Below are 17,525 nucleotides of genomic sequence, written 5' to 3' on the forward strand. Positions count from 1 at the left end.
AATTTTTTTAATAAAAAATATTAAAAGCAGAAATTAATATCTAAATCTTTAAAAAATGATTATTTTACAAATCGTTCTTATTTCTTTCAGAGAATTTAATCAAACCTATTAAAATAACTGACCCCAAAATAGGAAACAAATAAAGAATAAGATCTATTTGTCTTTCATAATAATCTGAATAGAAAAAAGGGATAAAAAATAGAAATACAATTCCGCCTAAAAAACTTATTAAATAAACTACTAAAAACTTAAAATTCAATATGTTTAAAAACATAACAAAAAAGCTTACCAAAAAAGAAATAACAATGTTTGTTAAAATCAAATGAGAAAAAAATACTATCATGCTCCCCCTTAAAAACAACTAATTAGATAAACTAAATCCCGACAAATCCCCAAGATTAATAAGAACACTATAAGCATCATCAACAATGCTGCCCACACTCATAACAAAAATTGCCAAATTATACTTAGGGGCAATATCTTTTGTAAAAAAATCGTCATTTATATGTTTTAGATCAATTGGCCTTTTCTCTTTGTCTGAAAAATTAGACTTTTTAATAGATTTTGAAAAACCTATATATTTCCCTTTGTCAATATAGGACCTATATATATTTTTCTTCTCAAGAATAACAGATGAAGAAGTGTTTCCATTTCTCACAATAATGAAAGCCTCACCGGGAACATCTTTTCTTAATTCTCCAAAGTTTATTTCAAAATATAAAGGCAATTTATTATCGACCCATTCTTTATTTAATTTAAAAACAGGTTTACCTGAATAAATAGTAGAACTCAAATTTATTTTATAAAACCCTCTATTATTAAATTCACTAACATTGTCAAAAACACCCTTTAGGGCTTCAAAATCTTTTTCCACGCTTTTTTGGAAACTGCTTACGTGATAATTAGCACCTTCTGGATAAAACTTGTAATATATATCAAAACCTCTTAATTTACCAGCTGCTTGATTAGAAAAATAACCTGCTGGTAAAAAAAAAGCCACAGAATCTCTTGAAATTCTATTATCAACTTTTTCTGGTGAAGGAAGTATTAAAATATTGTCAAGACCACAGCCAAAAAACCCCATACAAAATACAAAATATAAGATAAAAAAAATTATAAAACCTCCCCCAAAAAATATAAATTAATTTTGCTTAAGTTCTAAAATTTTATTATTTGCTATATTTATATATAAATTATTTTCATACGGAAACTTAACAATCTCTTCATATACTTTTACAGCAAGATCCTTATCTTTTTCTTCAATCAATATTGCCTTACTCAAAAGAGCTCTTACCTTTAAAAAATCCAAGCTAGTACTATTAATAAGATCCTCATAAACTAATAAAGCATCTTCTTTTAATCCCATTTTTTCATAAACTGCAGCTTTATTAAGAAAAGCAATCTCACTTTCAATACCTTTTACCTTAATAACAATATCTAAATCTTTAATAGCCTCATCATACTGTGCTTGACTTTGCAAATAAACAGCTCTGGCCAAATAAAACCTTGAAATAAAATAAGATGAAATTTCTTTTTCCTTTAAAATAAGTTCCTTTATCCTAAGAGATATTTTTTCCCTCTCTTTGATATCATTTTCTTTTAAATAATCATTTAAATCCTTTTCAAGATTTTCTACTATTTCTCCACCACTCTTTATATAATCTTTACCCAAAGAATTATAAATAATAATAATAGATACAAACACAAAAATAATAGCAATAAAGAAAACTAAAAGTTTATTCTTAGCCATTACTCATCCCTCTTTAGTAAATTTTCAAATGGCTTATAAGATTCCTCATCATTGCCCTTAAATAAATAAGAAGAAATCTCTTCTCTTGATCTTTGATTTTCATACTCCCTATAAGAGAGCAACACTGACTTGTCTTTAGAATCAATGCTTGTTATTACCACTTTAAGCTTATCTCCAACGCTTAATTTCTCAAAAGTTTCTAAACTAGATTCTTTTGTATCTCCTAGTTGAATTTTACTAATAAATCCCATTATTTTATTATAAACTCTTACTTGAAAGCCTTTTGACTTTTTCTCTACAATTTCAACTTCAATAGCATCGCCTTTTTTATAACTTTTAGAAAAATCTTCCCAAGGGCTCTCTTCTAGCTGCTTGATTCCTAATCTAACATTTCTCTTTTGCCTGTCAACCTCAAGCACTTTCCCATTTACTAAATCACCTATCTTGAAATATTCTTCAGGATCAACCTCTTCAAGCCAAGAAATATCAAACTTACTAACATAAGCATCTATACCTTCTTCAATATTTACAAAAGCGCCTGTTTTTGTAACATTGATAACAACTCCTTGAATAACTCTCCCAATAGGATATTTCTCAGTTAATCTCTCCCAAGGATTTTCATTAATCTGTTTAATACCTAGCGATATTTTTTGATTCTCTTTATCTATCTCTAAAATCTTAACTTCTACAATCTGACCAAGCTTTACTAATTCTTGAGGACTTTTTATTACTCTTATCCAAGAAAAATTACTTATATGTAAAAATCCTGACAATTCGCTGTCAAGTTCAATAACAGCCCCAAAGGGTAAAATTTTTACAACTTTCCCTTTTACAATGCTATCAATTTTATATTTAATATCCACAGAATCCCAAGGATTTGCTTTTAAGGCCTTAAGGGATAATTCCATTTTGCCTGTTTGTGGATTTATCTTAATAATTTTCAACTTTAATTTATCACCAACTCTAACGAAATCTTCAATATTTTCAACTTGATTAAAAGCAATATTTCTTTTATGTAAAATTCCTGTAACAAAATTTTTAATTTTTACAATCGCACCATATTCTGTAATACGCTCAACCACGCCATCAACCACATCGTCTTCATTATAAGAACTTACTAGCTCTATTCTCTTAGCAAGATCTTTTTCTTTTTCTAAAGTGCGCCTATCAAGAATAAGTCTCAAACCGTCTGCTTCACTTGCTTCAAGGATATAAAATTCAACAATAGACCCTCTTTTTAATTTCTCATCCTTAGATTTAGAGCTTAAATAAAAAGGCATAAAGCCAGAAACATTTTCATTAATTTGAATCTTATAGCCATTTGGAAGCTCAACCAACACCTTGCCTTTAATTACTTTTTTATTTTGAATATATTCATATACTTTATCTTTAAAATTTAAAGAATCAAGCTTTTCAACACTCAAAATAAGACCCAATTCTCCACCTATTCTTGCAACGATTGCTTCAAGTTTATCACCAATTTTGGGAACATTTTCAAATTCTTCAATCTTGATAAAGCCTTCCGATTTATAACCAATATCTACTAGAACATAATCCTTCATAATATTAACAACCGTCCCAGAAACACGACTTCCAAGCTCTACTCTTTCAAGCACTTTCAAATAATTTTCTTGTAAATCTTTTTGATTTTCCATTCTCACCTCTCTCTTACTTTTTTCAAATTAAACTTTTCTATTATAATATTACATACATCGTCTAATCCTTTATAGCTTGTATCAAGGTAAAAAACCCCTTTTGATAATTTCAACTTACCATATTGTTTTCTCTTGTCAACATCATCTCTTCTTTTAAGAGTACGCTCTAATTCTTCTAAAGTCTCATTCCCATTTCTTTGTTTATATCGCCTCAAAGCTCGAACTTTAACAGAAGCATCAAGATATATTTTAAATTCAGATTCTGGAAAAACTACAGTAGTAATATCTCTACCTTCTATTATATAATTATCATCGCTAAATTTAACAACCTCTCTTAATTTTTTATTCACAATGTTTCTTATTCCAACATAAGAAGAATAAAAAGAAACTTGAAAATCAATCTTATCGTTTAAAATTTGACTTTCTACATTCTCTCCATTAAGCAAAAAGGTGGAATTATTAAAACTTATATCATTCTCAAGAATCAAATTTAAAAGACTACTCTCACTAATAAAATCGCAGCTACTCATAATAGATCTTTGAGCAATTAAAGTTATTATTCTATAAAGATGACCAGAACTGATAAATTTATAGTGCAGCTTCACACCAAGCTCTCTTGCAATTGAACTTTTTCCTGATGCCGAAGGCCCATCAATTGCTATTATCATTTAACTTCTCCAGCCTGGATTTCAACCTATTTATCTTAGCCAAAGGAACAATTTTTACTTGACCTTCCTTTAAACTATCCAAATTAATATTGCCAATTCTAATTCTATGAATTTTTTTTAAAAAAATATTTTTACTTAAAAACACTTTTCTTATTTCCCTATTTTTTCCTTCATCTAAAATCAATCTAGCAGAATTTTTATTTAAAATTTCATAAGATTTTAATTTAAAAAATTCTTTTTTTACCTTTATACCCGATTTAAAAAAAATAAGCAAATTTTCATCAATATCTTTTTTTGATTCAATAATATATTCTCTTTCAACTTTTTGCCTTGGATGAATAATATCGTTTGCAAATTTACCATCATTAGTGAATAATAAAAGTCCAGAGCTCTTAAAATCAAGTCTACCAATTGAAAACACACGCTCTTTAAATAAAGGCTGAACTAAAGATATTGCCAGCTTTCTTCCATTAACATCAAAATTGGAACATAAATAATTTCTAGGCTTGTTAAGAGCCAGATAAATTTTATTATTACTTTGAAAATCTTTAAAAACAAAAATCTGTTTCTTATAAATTATTCTGTCTCCTAAAGCTACTTTATCTCCAAGCTTAGCAATAGATTCATTAACTCTTACAAGCTTCTTTCTTATCAGCTCCTCACAAAATCTTCTTGACCCTACTCCCTTTTCAGCTAAAAAAACGTGAACTCGTGGGGTTTTAAGTGCAATCATTAATTTTACAACCTCGATATAATACTAATTTATTATTTAAATATCCTAAATTTACAATATTAAGCATTTTGCACTCAAGAGATACCAAAAAATAAGAAAATCTCTCAAAAGAATAATTATCGGCATTAAAATCTAAAAGAGAATCAAAAATTAAGCTACTCTCTTTATTTAAAATAGAAATAATTTTCATCTTTTTCTCAAAAATTCTCAATTCATATTTATTACAAACGGCTTTAAATTTTTTATCACACAAAAAATTTTTATTAACAACTTTTTTCTTTAATGTACCAGACTTTCTCTTCAAATTTTTCTTTTTATTATTATCATTAGCAATAGCATTAATATTTTTAACAAAATTACCACTATCGCTAAAAATAAAATCTTCAATAATTTTTGAGTCATAGAATTTAAAATTCTTTGCTTGATTTAATTGTAATTTTTCATTTTCTCTATTCTTACTATAATATATTAATCTTTGCACAACTTTGTGTTCCGCTTTATCTTTGCATTCAGGCTTCGGTAGAGATAAAATTTGAGTTTTCCAATAAAACAAATTATTAGCAAAATAAAAAAAATCTATCAATCCTCTAATGCTTATATTAAGGGCACCTGAAGCGACTACAAATTCTTCAATTATTTGATTTAAACTTAAAGATCTCAGAACATGTCTATTCATGCTAACATATTCAAAAAAAAGCTCTATTCCGCCTGTAAAATTATCAAGGCTAATAGAGTAACTACTCAATTCTGACATTTAAATTTTTCCTACTGCTCAGATTTATCTTCTTTAAATTCAATAAAATTATCATCCTCTTGATCAAAATTATTAAAAATTATTTTTCTAAGCCTCTTATCCAAATCATTTGCAAGTTCTACTTCTTTTGCTAAGATACTCAATAACACTCTCTCCCCCTTGTCCCAACTTATTATCTCCTAATGAATACCAAGAGCCTGTTTTTTGTATTAAATTATGCTTAATAGCAGCATCTAAAATACCAGCTTCTCTTGAAATACCTTTCCCAAAATAAATTATCAATTCTACTTTACGAAAAGGTGGAGCAACCTTATTCTTCACAATCTTAACTCCAATCTTATTACCAATAACATCATCACTTGAGCCTGATCTAGTTACTTGTTCAATCCTTCTAACCTCAAGCCTAAGAGATGCATAAAACTTTAAAGCATTTCCACCAGCAGTAGTCTCAGGATTGCCAAACATAACACCAATCCTCATCCTTATTTGATTAATAAACATAATGCAAGTATTGGATTTAGAAAGTATACCAGTAATCTTTCTAAGAGCTTTGCTCATTAATCTCGCTTGAAAACCAATCTGAGAATCCCCCATTTCTCCATCTATCTCTAATTTAGGGGTTAAAGCTGCTACAGAATCAACTACAATCAAATCAACACCACCACTTCTGATTAAATGCTCAGCATCAATAAAAGCGGCTATTCCGCCTTCTTTTTGCACCTCAGCAATCGCTTGAAGAGTCAAAGTAGTCTTGCCAGACGACTCAGGACCAAAAATTTCTATTATGCGCCCCCTAGGATATCCACCAATGCCAAGAGCTTCATCTAATACAATAGATCATCCGCTTGACATACTCTTTATACCTTTTCCGACAGGAGATTCTCCCATCTTAATAAGACTTCCTTTTCCAAAAGCTTTTTCTATTTGAACTCTTGCAATTGCAAGCTCAATAGCTTCCTCTTTGCTTGCTCTTTCTATAATAAAAACAGCTTTTTCTCTTTTTTCCTTTAACTTTGACATTCTTAAATTTTTCCTAGTTAAATTTTATGGGCTCTATTTTCTTTACAACATATCTAAAATTAGTATTATTTATAACAAAATTGAGACTATCCCCTTCCCTAGAATCAAGCAAATTTTCTCCAAAAGGTGATTTATATGAAATAATGCCTTCATCAGGGTTTGATTCCCAAGGTCCAAGTATTAAATAAGATTCATCTTTGCCTGTAAATTCATTTAAAATGACAACCTTCGTCCCAAAACCAACAACAGAACTTTGAAGATCCTTGGTGTCTATAACTTTTGCATTCTCTATTTCCAACATTAAAGAGTTTAATCTTTTTGTTAAAAACTGTTGTTTTTCTTTAGCAGAATGATATTCAGCATTTTCTTTTAAATCGCCAAGTTCGCGAGCTTTTCCAATTTCTTTTGAATTTTCTGGAATTTCAACTTCCTTTAAATGCTTAAGCTCTTTTTGCTTTTTATTCAAAGAACTCAATATAGTTAAAAATCCAATTTCCATTCTATCGCCTGCAAGCTGCATCTTTTCATCTTCAAACTCAACAGAATCAAATAATTGCCTTATTATAGATTTAATCTCTAAAAGATCCTTTGGAGGGAAATCTTTTACATAAAAACAAGTCATATACACTCTTTTTGCAAGCTCTTCATCTCTCATGCACCCTAAAACCGATTTAAGATATCCATCTTTAATTAAAAGATTAATTACCATTTTATAAATTCTTTTACTTGCAACAGAATTATTTTTATTATTAATTTTGATAACACTGTCAGTTAAAATTTTAATCAAATTGGATAAAAGATCTGAATCTGAATAACTTAGTTCAATGGAATAAGTTTTAGAGTGCTTCAAAATCCAAATATAAGCATCTTTATAGATCTTATAATTTTTTATAACATAATTAAATAATTTTTCCACTTCTCTGGGATCTTCTTTGTAAAGTGATTCAACCAATCTCTTGTTAACAGAATGAGGAAAAAGTTCTTTGTAGTACAAAATCCAATTGCTAAGTTCTTTCTTGATTAAAACAACTAATTCTTTTTTGATTTCTGCATTCAAAATTGAATCAAAAAGATCCACTATTCCTTTTGAATACTCCTTTAAAAGAGATTCTAAATTAACATCTTTTTCTATATTAACTTTTGATGACAATTCTTCAGAAAAATTACCTAAAGATTTAAGAATAACGTAAGAACTTATAACATGATGATCAACCTTTGTAAAATTATTAACATAAATTAAAAAATAGTTAAGCATCTCTTCTTCAATATGCAAATCCTTAACAATTCCCTTGACATTACAATAGTTTATAAATATCTCGTACCTTTTATAAAAATCTTTTTCAATCTTAAATTTATCATACATCTTTTCATTCAAATTAGAAGATCTCTCATTATATATATAACAATCAAGCTTACCAGAATCCATAACAAAATGGGGATTATCCTTTAAGATTTGCTTTGCTTTCAAACTCCATGAATTCCACGAACTTTGAGTCATCAAGCTTGGGACCAACTCTTTTTTTATTCCCTTTAAATCAATAGCTTTATAACTTTTTATAATAACCTTTATAGCCCACTCAATATCTTTTTTTACTCTATCTGCAAGTTCCTCTTTAGGAGTTATAGCCTTTAATACTCTAATATCCTCTCTGCTAAGAGGAGACAAAGCCGACATCGCCATATCAAAACCAATAAAATGACCTCTTTTAGAAACAAAATCAACAGTAATGCCATGATCATTTACATCCCTTACTATTCCAACAGACCAAGTCTGATGATAAACAAAATTACCCTTTGCAAAAAACAAATATTTTTCAAAGTCTGAATATACATCAACAAAATTTTTATCTAAGTTTTCAATATTTGACTTTACAAGATAATCCTCAATATTCTTTACATCTTTATATCTTTCTCTTAAAAATTTAACTAAATTTTCTCTTGCCTTATGATTTTTATTGTCAAGCTTTAAAATACCTTTTAAAATTTCTATTGTCTCATCAATATTATCAGTCAAAGAGTAATGATCAAATAAATCCTCATAAAGAACTATGGCCTTTTTAAATCCAAGATCTTTTTCAATTTTTTGTAAAATAAGCAAAAAAGAATCAAAATCATCTGAAACATAATGAATAAGCTTAGCCCATACCTCTCTGATTCCTGACATTTGTTTTTTATCAATAAAACGATAAATAGCCTTTCTAAAATAGAATATTGATTTTTGCAAATCAATATTTTCATAATAGGTAGCAAGCTGTCTTACAAACACAGTGTCATCAATATCCGCTTCAACAATTCTAGTCCAAATGCTTGGAAGCTTATCATTTTCATTATTCTGAGCATATATTTTTGCAAGAGTATAAAGAGCATGTTTATTCTCAGAAATTAAAAGCATTTCATTACATATATGCTCAACAAGAGCCCATTTTAAATTTTGAGAAAACAAATCAATAACGGCAAGCAAATTCATATCATTTAAAGGTCGCCTACTATATATAAGCATTCCAGAAATATAAAGACCTGCTATGCTTTTTTTAACATCCTTTAAATGCCTTCCGCAAATATCAAGCACATCTTCTGTTAATCCCTCATCAATTATATTATCTATCAAATCATCCAATTCTTTTATTTTGGCAAGAGAATAATTATTAACAATTGTTCTTGTCCACTTATCTTCTTGTAAAATACTATCTAATTTCTCTATGGTAGTAACATTAGACATCAAACTCTCCTAATATCGATTTTTTAGCATCAAGCAACTAATTTACATACTGTTGATAAATACCTAGGTCTATTTCTTTTATGTATAACAAAATCTCATCAATACGTGCTCTATCTTCTTTTATCCTTACATAATGATCAATAAGCCAAAAATATTTATTAATAAGCCTTGGGAGTAATATGCTCTCATTTATTGATCTATAAGACTTTTCTTTAAGTTCATTGCGCAAACTGTAAACAGACTGCTTTAGCTGTCCAAGCTCTATAGGCCTTAACTCTCTTTTAATATTAAAAACACCATTAAGAGAGCCATAAACAGGAATCCATTCTTTTATAAGATCATCTGAAATATTTCTGTCAGACTTAATAAGATCTATTAATCTTAAAATCATATCAGACTCAAGAGAATATATATCTATCTTTTGAGGATTAATAAAAAAAGCCTCTCTGAATAAGACTTTAGCCTCTTTAATTTCATCAACCAACGCATAAGAATCAGCAAGCTCTGCAACAACATCTGAGTTATCTTTAAAATCTCCTAATATTTGCAAAAAAACATTAATTGCTCTCTCGTAATTTCCCATACCTTTATAAGACTTAGCAATTTTTATTAAAAGGTCCAAATTTTCTGGATGCATTTTGTATATATTTTTATATATATAAAGACAGGTCTGAAACACAAAATATTTTATAGAATTGCGACCTTGCAAAAAATTACAGCCCATCTTTTTCAAATATCGTCCTGCAAAATTATTCCACTCTCTTATTAAAAATTCTGCCTTTTCATAATCCTGCCCTATTCTATCAAGGCTTTCAACTTGGCCATTCCAATACACAGAGCTTTTCAAAGCTGTTAGAATTTCAATATTATCAAAATCAATAGAATGAGCCTCTTCGGATTTTACTAAAGCTTCTTTGAAATTGCCTTTTCTAAAATCTAAATAAATCTCTTTAATCAATTCAACGATTCTTTCTGATGACACATCCCCACCATTTTAAACAATATATACAAACCCTCGTTACACTTTATATAATTATATCATTTATCAATTTTTAGTCAAACAAGAAATTAAGGCAAAATAACAATATTTTATTTATTATTCTTTTAAAATAAAATCTTATATTATAATATTAAAAAGAAAATTGTGGGGTCGAATTCTAGCTATATGGAACCTAATAAAATTATTAACAAGTCTATTTATTACTATAATTCAAAAAAATATTCACAAGCAATAAAACTCCTAGAAAAAGAAATCTTTTTCTACAAAAATTACTACTTGTACCACTATGTTTTAGGAATGTCTTATCTTCGCATTGGGAACCTTAGCAATGCTCAAATATATCTTAAAAAAGCTTACACTTTAAACCCAAACGAATCAAATATAAAACAAGCTATTGCTATACTTTTAGTAAGCCAAGGCAAAGAAGAAAAAGCTATTCAGATATGGCTTAAAATGATAGAAGAAAATCAAGAAGTAGATCGATCAGAGCTGTCTCTTGAAATTATTCGAAAAAATCCTATCAAAGGTTCTGCTTTTTTTAAAAATAACAACCTATATGAAAAATTGTTCCCAACAATTAAGGCAATACCCGATAAAAATTCAACAAAGTTCATCATAATAATTACCATTGGAGCAATTGTATTTATTTCAATATTGGCAATCTATTTTATTTTTTATAGACAAAAAACAACATCCGCAAATCTAAAAGCAGAAATAAACAAAAATTTAAACAATATTGTTGCTTACATTGATGACATTAAAATAAATAACAAAGAAAAAATAAAAAATGAAGAAGGCCAATTCATATTAATACTAACCAGCGACGAAATTAAAAATTCTTTCGAAAAAATCAAAATTTATTTAAAAAAGGGAAAAGATAATTTTGCAAGAGTAGAAATAAATAAAATATTAAATTCAAATGCATCAGAGTCCATAAAACTAAAAGCCAAAAATCTTGCAAGTTTTATCTCAAGACCAGATTTTATTAGCTTTAATGAACATCTAAGCTTAAAAGATATTAAAAAAGATCCATCAATCTATTCAAACGTATATGTAAAATGGGAAGGAGTAGTAAATAATATCGAAAAAAAAGATAACATAATTCAGTTTGACTTTTATGTAGGATACAACAAAAATGTACTCTCAGGAATTATACCAACAAAAACAACCTTTGATATTGATATTGATTTTAAAGACAATGTTGAAATACTTGGACAAATAGAATACAAAAAGAACAAACTTGCCCTAAATGCAATAACAATTAGAAAAATAGATAAAAATTCAAATTGATCCAATATCTTTGCCAAAATTTCAAAAAATAATTAACATTTAAGATTAAAACGGGGTGCATAGTAACTTTTCATTACATTTGATAAGATTTATTGATTCTTCAAAAGAAAGCAGCAACTCTTCTTTTTTTGTCAAATCTCTTACTTTCATTTTATTTTCTTTATATTCTTCTTGACCAACAAAAATTAAAAATCTTATTTCTTTGCTTAAAGCATATTCTATTTGCTCTTTAATATTTTTACCATTTTTGTTTTTAAAATAGACTTCACAAGAAATATTTTTAACCTTGGAATAATCATGATTTCTAAACCTAGTAGCAAGCTCATAATAATAATTTTGCAAAGCACTATCTAAATTTACAATCAAAACTTTAGATCTAGCCTTAGTGACAAATATTTTAATATAACTAAACTTTTCAAGATCAATTATATCCTTTATTCTGTCAACACCAAAAGATCCCCCAACTCCTGAAACTTTTTGAATAGAGTTTGAGAACGAAGAAATCAAATTATCATATCTTCCCCCACTACAAACACTACCCATATTGCTACCAAACACCTCAGATTCAAAAACAATCCCTGTATAATAATCAAGCCCACGCGATATTTTAAGATTTAAGTTAAAAGAATCCTGAATTTTCAATAAGCTAAGATGTTGAAAAACATCTTCTACTCTCTTGACAGACTCATTATCGCCTAAAATACTTTTTAAAGCTTGTATTTTATCTTTAAAAGTACCTTGCAAGTTCACTAAACTTAAGATTGAATCTACTGCTTCTTTTTCGATCTCAAGAAGCAACCCTTCTTTAACCTTATCAATTCCTATTTTATCTATTTTATCAATATTTCTTAAAATAAAAAGAGACTTTTCTTTAAGTCCTAATTTTTCAAAAAAAGAATTCAATATGCCAAGATGAGAATAATGGATAACAAATTTTTTATTAATGCCTTCTATAAAATTCAAAAAAATCTCTTCAAGTCCATAATACACAACAGAAAGAATCTCAGCATCACCCCTAAAACTATCCTCTCCAACTATATCAAAATCGAATTGCATAAATTCTCTGTATCTACCCTTTTGAGAATTTTCTCCCCTAAAAACTTTTCCAAATTGAGAACGTCTGAAAGGAAATTTTAAAGCAGAAATATTTGTAGCAACAAATCTGGCAAAAGGAACAGTTAAATCAAATCGCATGGAAACATCTCTGCCTCCATTATCTTTAAACCTATAAATTTGCTTTTCGGTTTCATCCCCACTCTTTTTCAAAAGCAAATCTGAATATTCAAGAACTGGAGTATCTATTAGATCAAAATTATAAGAATTAAGAACGCTAAATATCTGCCTAACAATATGAATTCGAATCAAAGAATCCTTTGGCAAATAATCTTTAAAGCCTTTTAAAGTTTTAATGTCCATTATATTATACCCTCTGCTATATAGTAATTTACTTTTTCAGAATATAATAACATATAATAATATAGATGCAAAAAAAAATGAATAATTTTTTATTTCATATAATCATAAAATAATTTAAGAGGTCCAAAATTCATGACCAAAAGAATACTTAATAACAAGTATCGAATAAAAATAATATTAACAATCTTCTTGGGTATAACTTTGCTAACTATTTACAAATATTTCACACTAATGGTCTTTAATAATAGTCCAGACAACATGATATCTTTAAAATCAAATGATATTGCCAAAAGAGGAACAATTTATGATAGAAATGGCAAACCAATAGCATTCTCTTCAAAGTCCTACTCAATCGGAACAAATCCTCAAAAAATAGAAAATATTGTCAGCACATCTGAAACTCTTGGCGCAATACTCCAAATTGATTCAAGAACTTTAAAAGAAAAGCTTTCTTCTAATAAAGGATTTTTATATATAAAAAGAAAAATAAAAAGGGAAGAATCAGATTTAATTAAAAGAATCCAAGCCGAAGGCAGACTTTCAAATATTGCTTTATACCCTGATTACACAAGAATTTACCCCTTTAGACATGCCACAAGTAATATTACTGGTTTTGTAGGAACAGATAATCTTGGCCTTGAAGGCATTGAATTTTCTCTAAATAGCATATTAGGAAAAGATAAAACCAAACAACAATTTTTAAATGAAGAGTTAGAAACAAACAACATCTACTTAACAATAGACATGGATATACAACAAGGTGTTAGCAAAATAGCTAAAAAATACTTTAAAGAAAATAATCCTGAAAGTTTAATTACTTTGGTAATGAACTCACAAAATGGAGAAATATTGTCCATGGTTCAATTTCCTCAATATGATGCAAACTTTTATTATGAATATCCTGAAGAAATACGAAAAAACTTTTCTTCATCTCTAACCTATGAACCTGGCAGCATTAATAAAATTTTTACAGTTGCAATAATATTAGAAAGTGGAAAATTAAATTTAGAAGAAAAATTTTTAGACAATGGAATATATCAAAAACAATTTTCATCAGGAGAAAAAATTACAATCAAAACATTAAATCCTCCCTATAAATATATCGATTCTACAGAGATTTTAATTTATTCATCAAATGTTGGAATAGCTTACATTACTGAAAAAGTTAGCAATGAATACTTTTACAAAAAACTTTTAGATTTTGGATTTGGAGAAAAAGTTGGATTTCCATTTCCCGGAGAAACAAAAGGATTGTTAAATCATTATTCAAAATGGTCAGGACGAAGTAAAGCTACAATTGGATTTGGACAAGAAATAGGAGTGTCAGCAGTTCAAATATTACAAGCTGCAAGCATACTGGGCAATAATGGAATAATGTTAAAACCTAGAATAATAAAAAAAATAAGCAACGATAAAGGAGAAAATATTAAAGAATTTGATAAAGAAGAAATAAGAAAAGCAATATCCAAAAGTTCAGCACAAAAAGTTTTAAAAATGATGAGAGAAGTTGTAAATAAAGGTGGAATTCCAAATCTTAAAATTAAAAATCTTGACATTTCTGCAAAAAGCGGAACATCTCAAGCCATTGATAGAAAAACTGGCAAATACTCAGAAGAGGACTATACATCCTCTATATTAGCAATATATCCCACAGAACAACCCAAATATACTATTTATATTGTATACAGATACCCCAAAAAAATAATATACGGAACAAGAATAGCAGCTCCAATGGCAAAAGAAATAATAGAATTTATTGAGCACCAACAAAATACCATCACATATAAAAAAATCAAAATGCCATCAAAAATCAAGATCCCTAAAACTGCCACCAATTATAAAAACAAAACATACTTGCCAAATTTTATCAACCTTTCCAAAAGAGAAGTAATAAACATACTAAAGCACTATAAAAACACCATGAAAATAAAAATAAATGGCGACGGATTTGTTTACAAGCAAAGTATATCTCCCAATACAAAATTAGAAGATATAGCAGAGCTTGAACTGTATTTGAAATAATTAGGTTTAATTAGATAAATAAATTTTTAATTTCATTTTTATAAAAATTTAAAATATAGCTTCGCTTAATGTCCATTTTAATCGATATTTCTTTACCAACTTCAAATGGTTTTTCTAAAAGAGCAAACTTTAATATCTGCTCAAAAGGCTTAAATCCATTAGCTTTATTGATTAATTTTTTTATTTCATCATTTATGGCCTTAAGAACAATATTATTTGCAATAATTTGACGCCTATTATTAGCATCAAAAATTTTTTGCCCAACACTTTCTAGATATTTATTTATTTCTTCAAAATTTGGAAGAATAAGAGCGCCTAAGAATTTTTGATCTTGACCTACAACAACCGCTTTTTCTATTAATACTGATTCTTCAAGCTTAATCTCAATTGGAGCAGGCTCAACATTCTCTCCATTATTCAAAACAATTGTATCTTTTTCGCGACCAATAATTTGAACAACATTATCCTTAGATAATTTTGCAATATCACCTGTGTTTAAAAACCCATCAGAACCAATAATTCTACAGGTTGCCTCTTTATCCTTGTAATATCCAAGCATTACTTGAGGCCCTTTTACAAACAAAATCCCCTTTCCAGGCTTTTTAAGTTTATTACCATCAGCATCTCTAATCTCAGCAACAGTTCCGGGCAAAATTTTACCACAAGTTCCAATAATCACCTTTTTATACTTATTAGAAGCCACTCCGGGTGAAGTTTCTGTCAATCCATAAGCATTGGCAAGTTCAATGCCAATTGAATTAAAAAATCTAACAGCAGACAACGGCATACTCCCCCCACCAGTAATTCCAACAACAAAATTATTACCCAATATCTTATTTATTTTATTAAAAATTAAAATATTCCCCAAAGCCTTAAAAGGAAATAAACAGATTAATCCACATACTCCTAAAATTTTCTTTATAGGGAAAAATAAACTAACCCCATTATCTGGATAAAGCCCCATTATCACTCTATAGCAAATATCATTAAGAAATGCCGATTTTACAAAAAAATGAAAAATCATTCTAGAGATAAACGGCTTCTTAGAAACTTCTTTGTAAATATTTTGTCTTATTGCAATCCAAAGCCTAGGAACAGCTGCAATATAATGAGGATTAATATTTTTAATATCATCAAGCATTGCCCTTGGAACAATGGTAGAAAATAAACAAACCATACCCTTGAGGAAAATATTGTAAGAAAAAGACCTTTGAAAAGAATGCCAAATTGGCAAAATGCACATAAATATTTGTCCCACTTGCGTATCAACCATCAAACTAAAACTAGAAACCTGATAAAGAAGGTTAGCATGGCTAAGCATTACTCCTTTTGGATGGCCTGTTGTTCCAGAAGTATATATTATTGTTGCCATATCATTAGAATCAACTTTACTTGCAATCTCAATAATTTCTGAATCTTTTCTTAAATTGTCTCCAAATAAAATACAATCGCTATAAGTATAAATTTCAAAATCACTATATTTTAGTCTATCTTCTTGATTTAAATTTTCAATAATAATAAATATTGGCTTTACTGTAAATTTAATTTGAACAAACATATCAAGGAGATTTAAATTTTCCAAAACAACTACACTTGGAAGAACAGAGTTAAAAATAATTTCAGCTTCAAAAAGAGTAACATCAGAGCCCTTTGGAACATCAACAGCACCTAAAGATAAAATTGCAAAATCTATCACAGTCCACTCGGCCCTATTTTCAGAACAAATAAATATTTTATCTTGATGCTTAATATTGATTGACTTTAAAAAGGAAGCAAGCTTTAAAACATTGTTTTTTAAGTCGCCATAAGTAACATGGGCATATCCATTGCAAACTTTATATATTTGAGCAATTTTATCTTTTTGCTGATCAGCCACTTCAAAGAATGCCTTTGCTATTGACATATAATCCTCCTTTTAACAAAGTTAAGATGATTTATTATATCATTATTAACCATAAATTCATAAAGATTATTTATAAAGCCTCCCTACTGTAAAAAGCATACAGAAAACCAATAAAAATAAAAATCTAAAAAAGCAAAACAAAGTTTAAAAAAATATTAAAGAAAAGAATAATTGAAGATCTAAAAATAAATTTCAATTTTAATATCTTAGCAAGCAATATTTTTTCTCAAAATACCTAAAACATTAAATATCATCCAATTATTTTCACAAATATAAAAACAGTGTTTAGACCTATTTTATAACTTTTAAATAATCAGTTATTCTTTCTGAAAAATTTCCTTATTTTTTCTTCAGAAATAAAAGAAATATAATTTTCATAGTCTTTGAAATTATATTTATCTGATTTTGCTTGAATGCGATGAATAAGTTTATAAAATATGCTTACCCTAGCTTTAATAAAAGAATGAAAAGGAGAAATTTCTGTAACTATTAAAATAAAATGGTAAAATTTATTTTGCAATAAATATTTATCATTGTTTATCATTTAAAACAAAATGCCTGCAGACCCATCAACATAAATTTAACAGCCTGTCTA

At 28.0% G+C, this 17,525-nt stretch carries 14 protein-coding genes and 1 pseudogene; 2 read left to right on the forward strand and 13 right to left on the reverse strand.

Annotation, left to right across the window (positions count from 1 at the left end):
- Window positions 1–64 precede the first annotated feature (64 nt).
- The 10 genes and pseudogenes from Bmayo_RS00615 to Bmayo_RS00660 form a co-directional block, all read right to left on the reverse strand.
- Entirely contained in the window at window positions 65–343 is a 279-nt protein-coding gene (locus Bmayo_RS00615; RefSeq protein WP_075551846.1) for a hypothetical protein, read from the reverse strand.
- 18 nt (window positions 344–361) lie between these two features.
- A complete protein-coding gene (locus Bmayo_RS00620) occupies window positions 362–1,084 on the reverse strand; it encodes a hypothetical protein (protein ID WP_145924572.1) in 723 nt (240 codons plus the stop codon).
- A gap of 57 nt (window positions 1,085–1,141) precedes the next feature.
- Complete coding sequence (locus Bmayo_RS00625; protein ID WP_075551847.1) at window positions 1,142–1,750, reverse strand: tetratricopeptide repeat protein; 609 nt, start codon at window positions 1,748–1,750, stop codon at window positions 1,142–1,144.
- Window positions 1,750–3,405, reverse strand: a complete 1,656-nt coding sequence (locus Bmayo_RS00630) for a 30S ribosomal protein S1 (RefSeq protein WP_075551848.1) — start codon at window positions 3,403–3,405, stop codon at window positions 1,750–1,752. The genes Bmayo_RS00625 and Bmayo_RS00630 overlap by 1 nt, the downstream gene beginning before the upstream one ends.
- A 2-nt stretch (window positions 3,406–3,407) precedes the next feature.
- Window positions 3,408–4,073 carry a (d)CMP kinase gene (gene cmk, locus Bmayo_RS00635; RefSeq protein WP_075551849.1) on the reverse strand — a complete coding sequence of 222 codons (666 nt, stop codon included), beginning with the start codon at window positions 4,071–4,073 and terminating at the stop codon, window positions 3,408–3,410.
- Window positions 4,057–4,806 (reverse strand): pseudouridine synthase, encoded by a 750-nt coding sequence (locus tag Bmayo_RS00640; RefSeq protein WP_075551850.1) that lies wholly within the window; start codon window positions 4,804–4,806, stop codon window positions 4,057–4,059. The genes cmk and Bmayo_RS00640 overlap by 17 nt, the downstream gene beginning before the upstream one ends.
- Window positions 4,793–5,560 carry a hypothetical protein gene (locus Bmayo_RS00645; protein ID WP_075551851.1) on the reverse strand — a complete coding sequence of 256 codons (768 nt, stop codon included), beginning with the start codon at window positions 5,558–5,560 and terminating at the stop codon, window positions 4,793–4,795. Before Bmayo_RS00645 ends, Bmayo_RS00640 begins: the two co-directional genes overlap by 14 nt.
- 11 nt (window positions 5,561–5,571) lie before the next feature.
- Window positions 5,572–6,580, reverse strand: a pseudogene (locus tag Bmayo_RS00650) (recombinase RecA).
- A gap of 13 nt (window positions 6,581–6,593) precedes the next feature.
- Window positions 6,594–9,299 (reverse strand): transcription elongation factor GreA, encoded by a 2,706-nt coding sequence (gene greA / locus Bmayo_RS00655; RefSeq protein WP_075551852.1) that lies wholly within the window; start codon window positions 9,297–9,299, stop codon window positions 6,594–6,596.
- 37 nt (window positions 9,300–9,336) lie between these two features.
- The gene (locus Bmayo_RS00660) at window positions 9,337–10,281 is read right to left on the reverse strand and encodes a tetratricopeptide repeat protein (RefSeq protein WP_075551853.1); all 945 of its coding nucleotides are present in this window, start codon (window positions 10,279–10,281) and stop codon (window positions 9,337–9,339) included.
- A 183-nt stretch (window positions 10,282–10,464) separates the two neighbouring features.
- Here Bmayo_RS00660 and Bmayo_RS00665 point away from each other — a divergent pair, with 183 nt between their 5' ends.
- Window positions 10,465–11,589 carry a tetratricopeptide repeat protein gene (locus Bmayo_RS00665; RefSeq protein ID WP_075551854.1) on the forward strand — a complete coding sequence of 375 codons (1,125 nt, stop codon included), beginning with the start codon at window positions 10,465–10,467 and terminating at the stop codon, window positions 11,587–11,589.
- 45 nt (window positions 11,590–11,634) lie between these two features.
- On the opposite strand, the gene hisS is transcribed toward Bmayo_RS00665, so the two are convergent.
- Window positions 11,635–13,005, reverse strand: a complete 1,371-nt coding sequence (gene hisS / locus Bmayo_RS00670) for a histidine--tRNA ligase (protein WP_075551855.1) — start codon at window positions 13,003–13,005, stop codon at window positions 11,635–11,637.
- Between the two features lie 132 nt (window positions 13,006–13,137).
- On the opposite strand from hisS, the gene Bmayo_RS00675 reads away from it, so the two are divergent.
- Window positions 13,138–15,027 (forward strand): PASTA domain-containing penicillin-binding protein, encoded by a 1,890-nt coding sequence (locus Bmayo_RS00675; protein WP_075551856.1) that lies wholly within the window; start codon window positions 13,138–13,140, stop codon window positions 15,025–15,027.
- A 10-nt stretch (window positions 15,028–15,037) separates the two neighbouring features.
- Here the strand turns inward: Bmayo_RS00675 and Bmayo_RS00680 are convergent, their stop codons facing one another.
- Both Bmayo_RS00680 and Bmayo_RS00685 read right to left on the reverse strand, forming a co-directional pair.
- On the reverse strand, window positions 15,038–16,930 hold the full coding sequence (locus tag Bmayo_RS00680; protein ID WP_075551857.1) for an AMP-binding protein: 1,893 nt from the start codon (window positions 16,928–16,930) through the stop codon (window positions 15,038–15,040).
- 313 nt (window positions 16,931–17,243) lie between these two features.
- Window positions 17,244–17,474, reverse strand: a complete 231-nt coding sequence (locus Bmayo_RS00685; protein ID WP_075551858.1) for a hypothetical protein — start codon at window positions 17,472–17,474, stop codon at window positions 17,244–17,246.
- Window positions 17,475–17,525: the final 51 nt, after the last annotated feature.

It is taken from the genome of Borreliella mayonii (genome assembly GCF_001945665.1).
Classification (GTDB): Bacteria; Spirochaetota; Spirochaetia; order Borreliales; family Borreliaceae; genus Borreliella; species Borreliella mayonii.

Bases quoted from the DNA above. Each gene is read 5' to 3' on its own strand.
- Bmayo_RS00675 (WP_075551856.1), top strand. From the start codon at position 13,138: ATGACCAAAAGAATACTTAATAACAAGTATCGAATAAAAATAATATTA.
- Bmayo_RS00640 (WP_075551850.1), bottom strand. From the start codon at position 4,806: ATGATTGCACTTAAAACCCCACGAGTTCACGTTTTTTTAGCTGAAAAG.
- Bmayo_RS00645 (WP_075551851.1), bottom strand. From the start codon at position 5,560: ATGTCAGAATTGAGTAGTTACTCTATTAGCCTTGATAATTTTACAGGC.
- Bmayo_RS00665 (WP_075551854.1), top strand. From the start codon at position 10,465: ATGGAACCTAATAAAATTATTAACAAGTCTATTTATTACTATAATTCA.
- Bmayo_RS00680 (WP_075551857.1), bottom strand. From the start codon at position 16,930: ATGTCAATAGCAAAGGCATTCTTTGAAGTGGCTGATCAGCAAAAAGAT.
- hisS (WP_075551855.1), bottom strand. From the start codon at position 13,005: ATGGACATTAAAACTTTAAAAGGCTTTAAAGATTATTTGCCAAAGGAT.
- Bmayo_RS00630 (WP_075551848.1), bottom strand. From the start codon at position 3,405: ATGGAAAATCAAAAAGATTTACAAGAAAATTATTTGAAAGTGCTTGAA.
- Bmayo_RS00685 (WP_075551858.1), bottom strand. From the start codon at position 17,474: ATGATAAACAATGATAAATATTTATTGCAAAATAAATTTTACCATTTT.
- Bmayo_RS00625 (WP_075551847.1), bottom strand. From the start codon at position 1,750: ATGGCTAAGAATAAACTTTTAGTTTTCTTTATTGCTATTATTTTTGTG.
- greA (WP_075551852.1), bottom strand. From the start codon at position 9,299: ATGTCTAATGTTACTACCATAGAGAAATTAGATAGTATTTTACAAGAA.
- cmk (WP_075551849.1), bottom strand. From the start codon at position 4,073: ATGATAATAGCAATTGATGGGCCTTCGGCATCAGGAAAAAGTTCAATT.
- Bmayo_RS00615 (WP_075551846.1), bottom strand. From the start codon at position 343: ATGATAGTATTTTTTTCTCATTTGATTTTAACAAACATTGTTATTTCT.
- Bmayo_RS00620 (WP_145924572.1), bottom strand. From the start codon at position 1,084: ATGGGGTTTTTTGGCTGTGGTCTTGACAATATTTTAATACTTCCTTCA.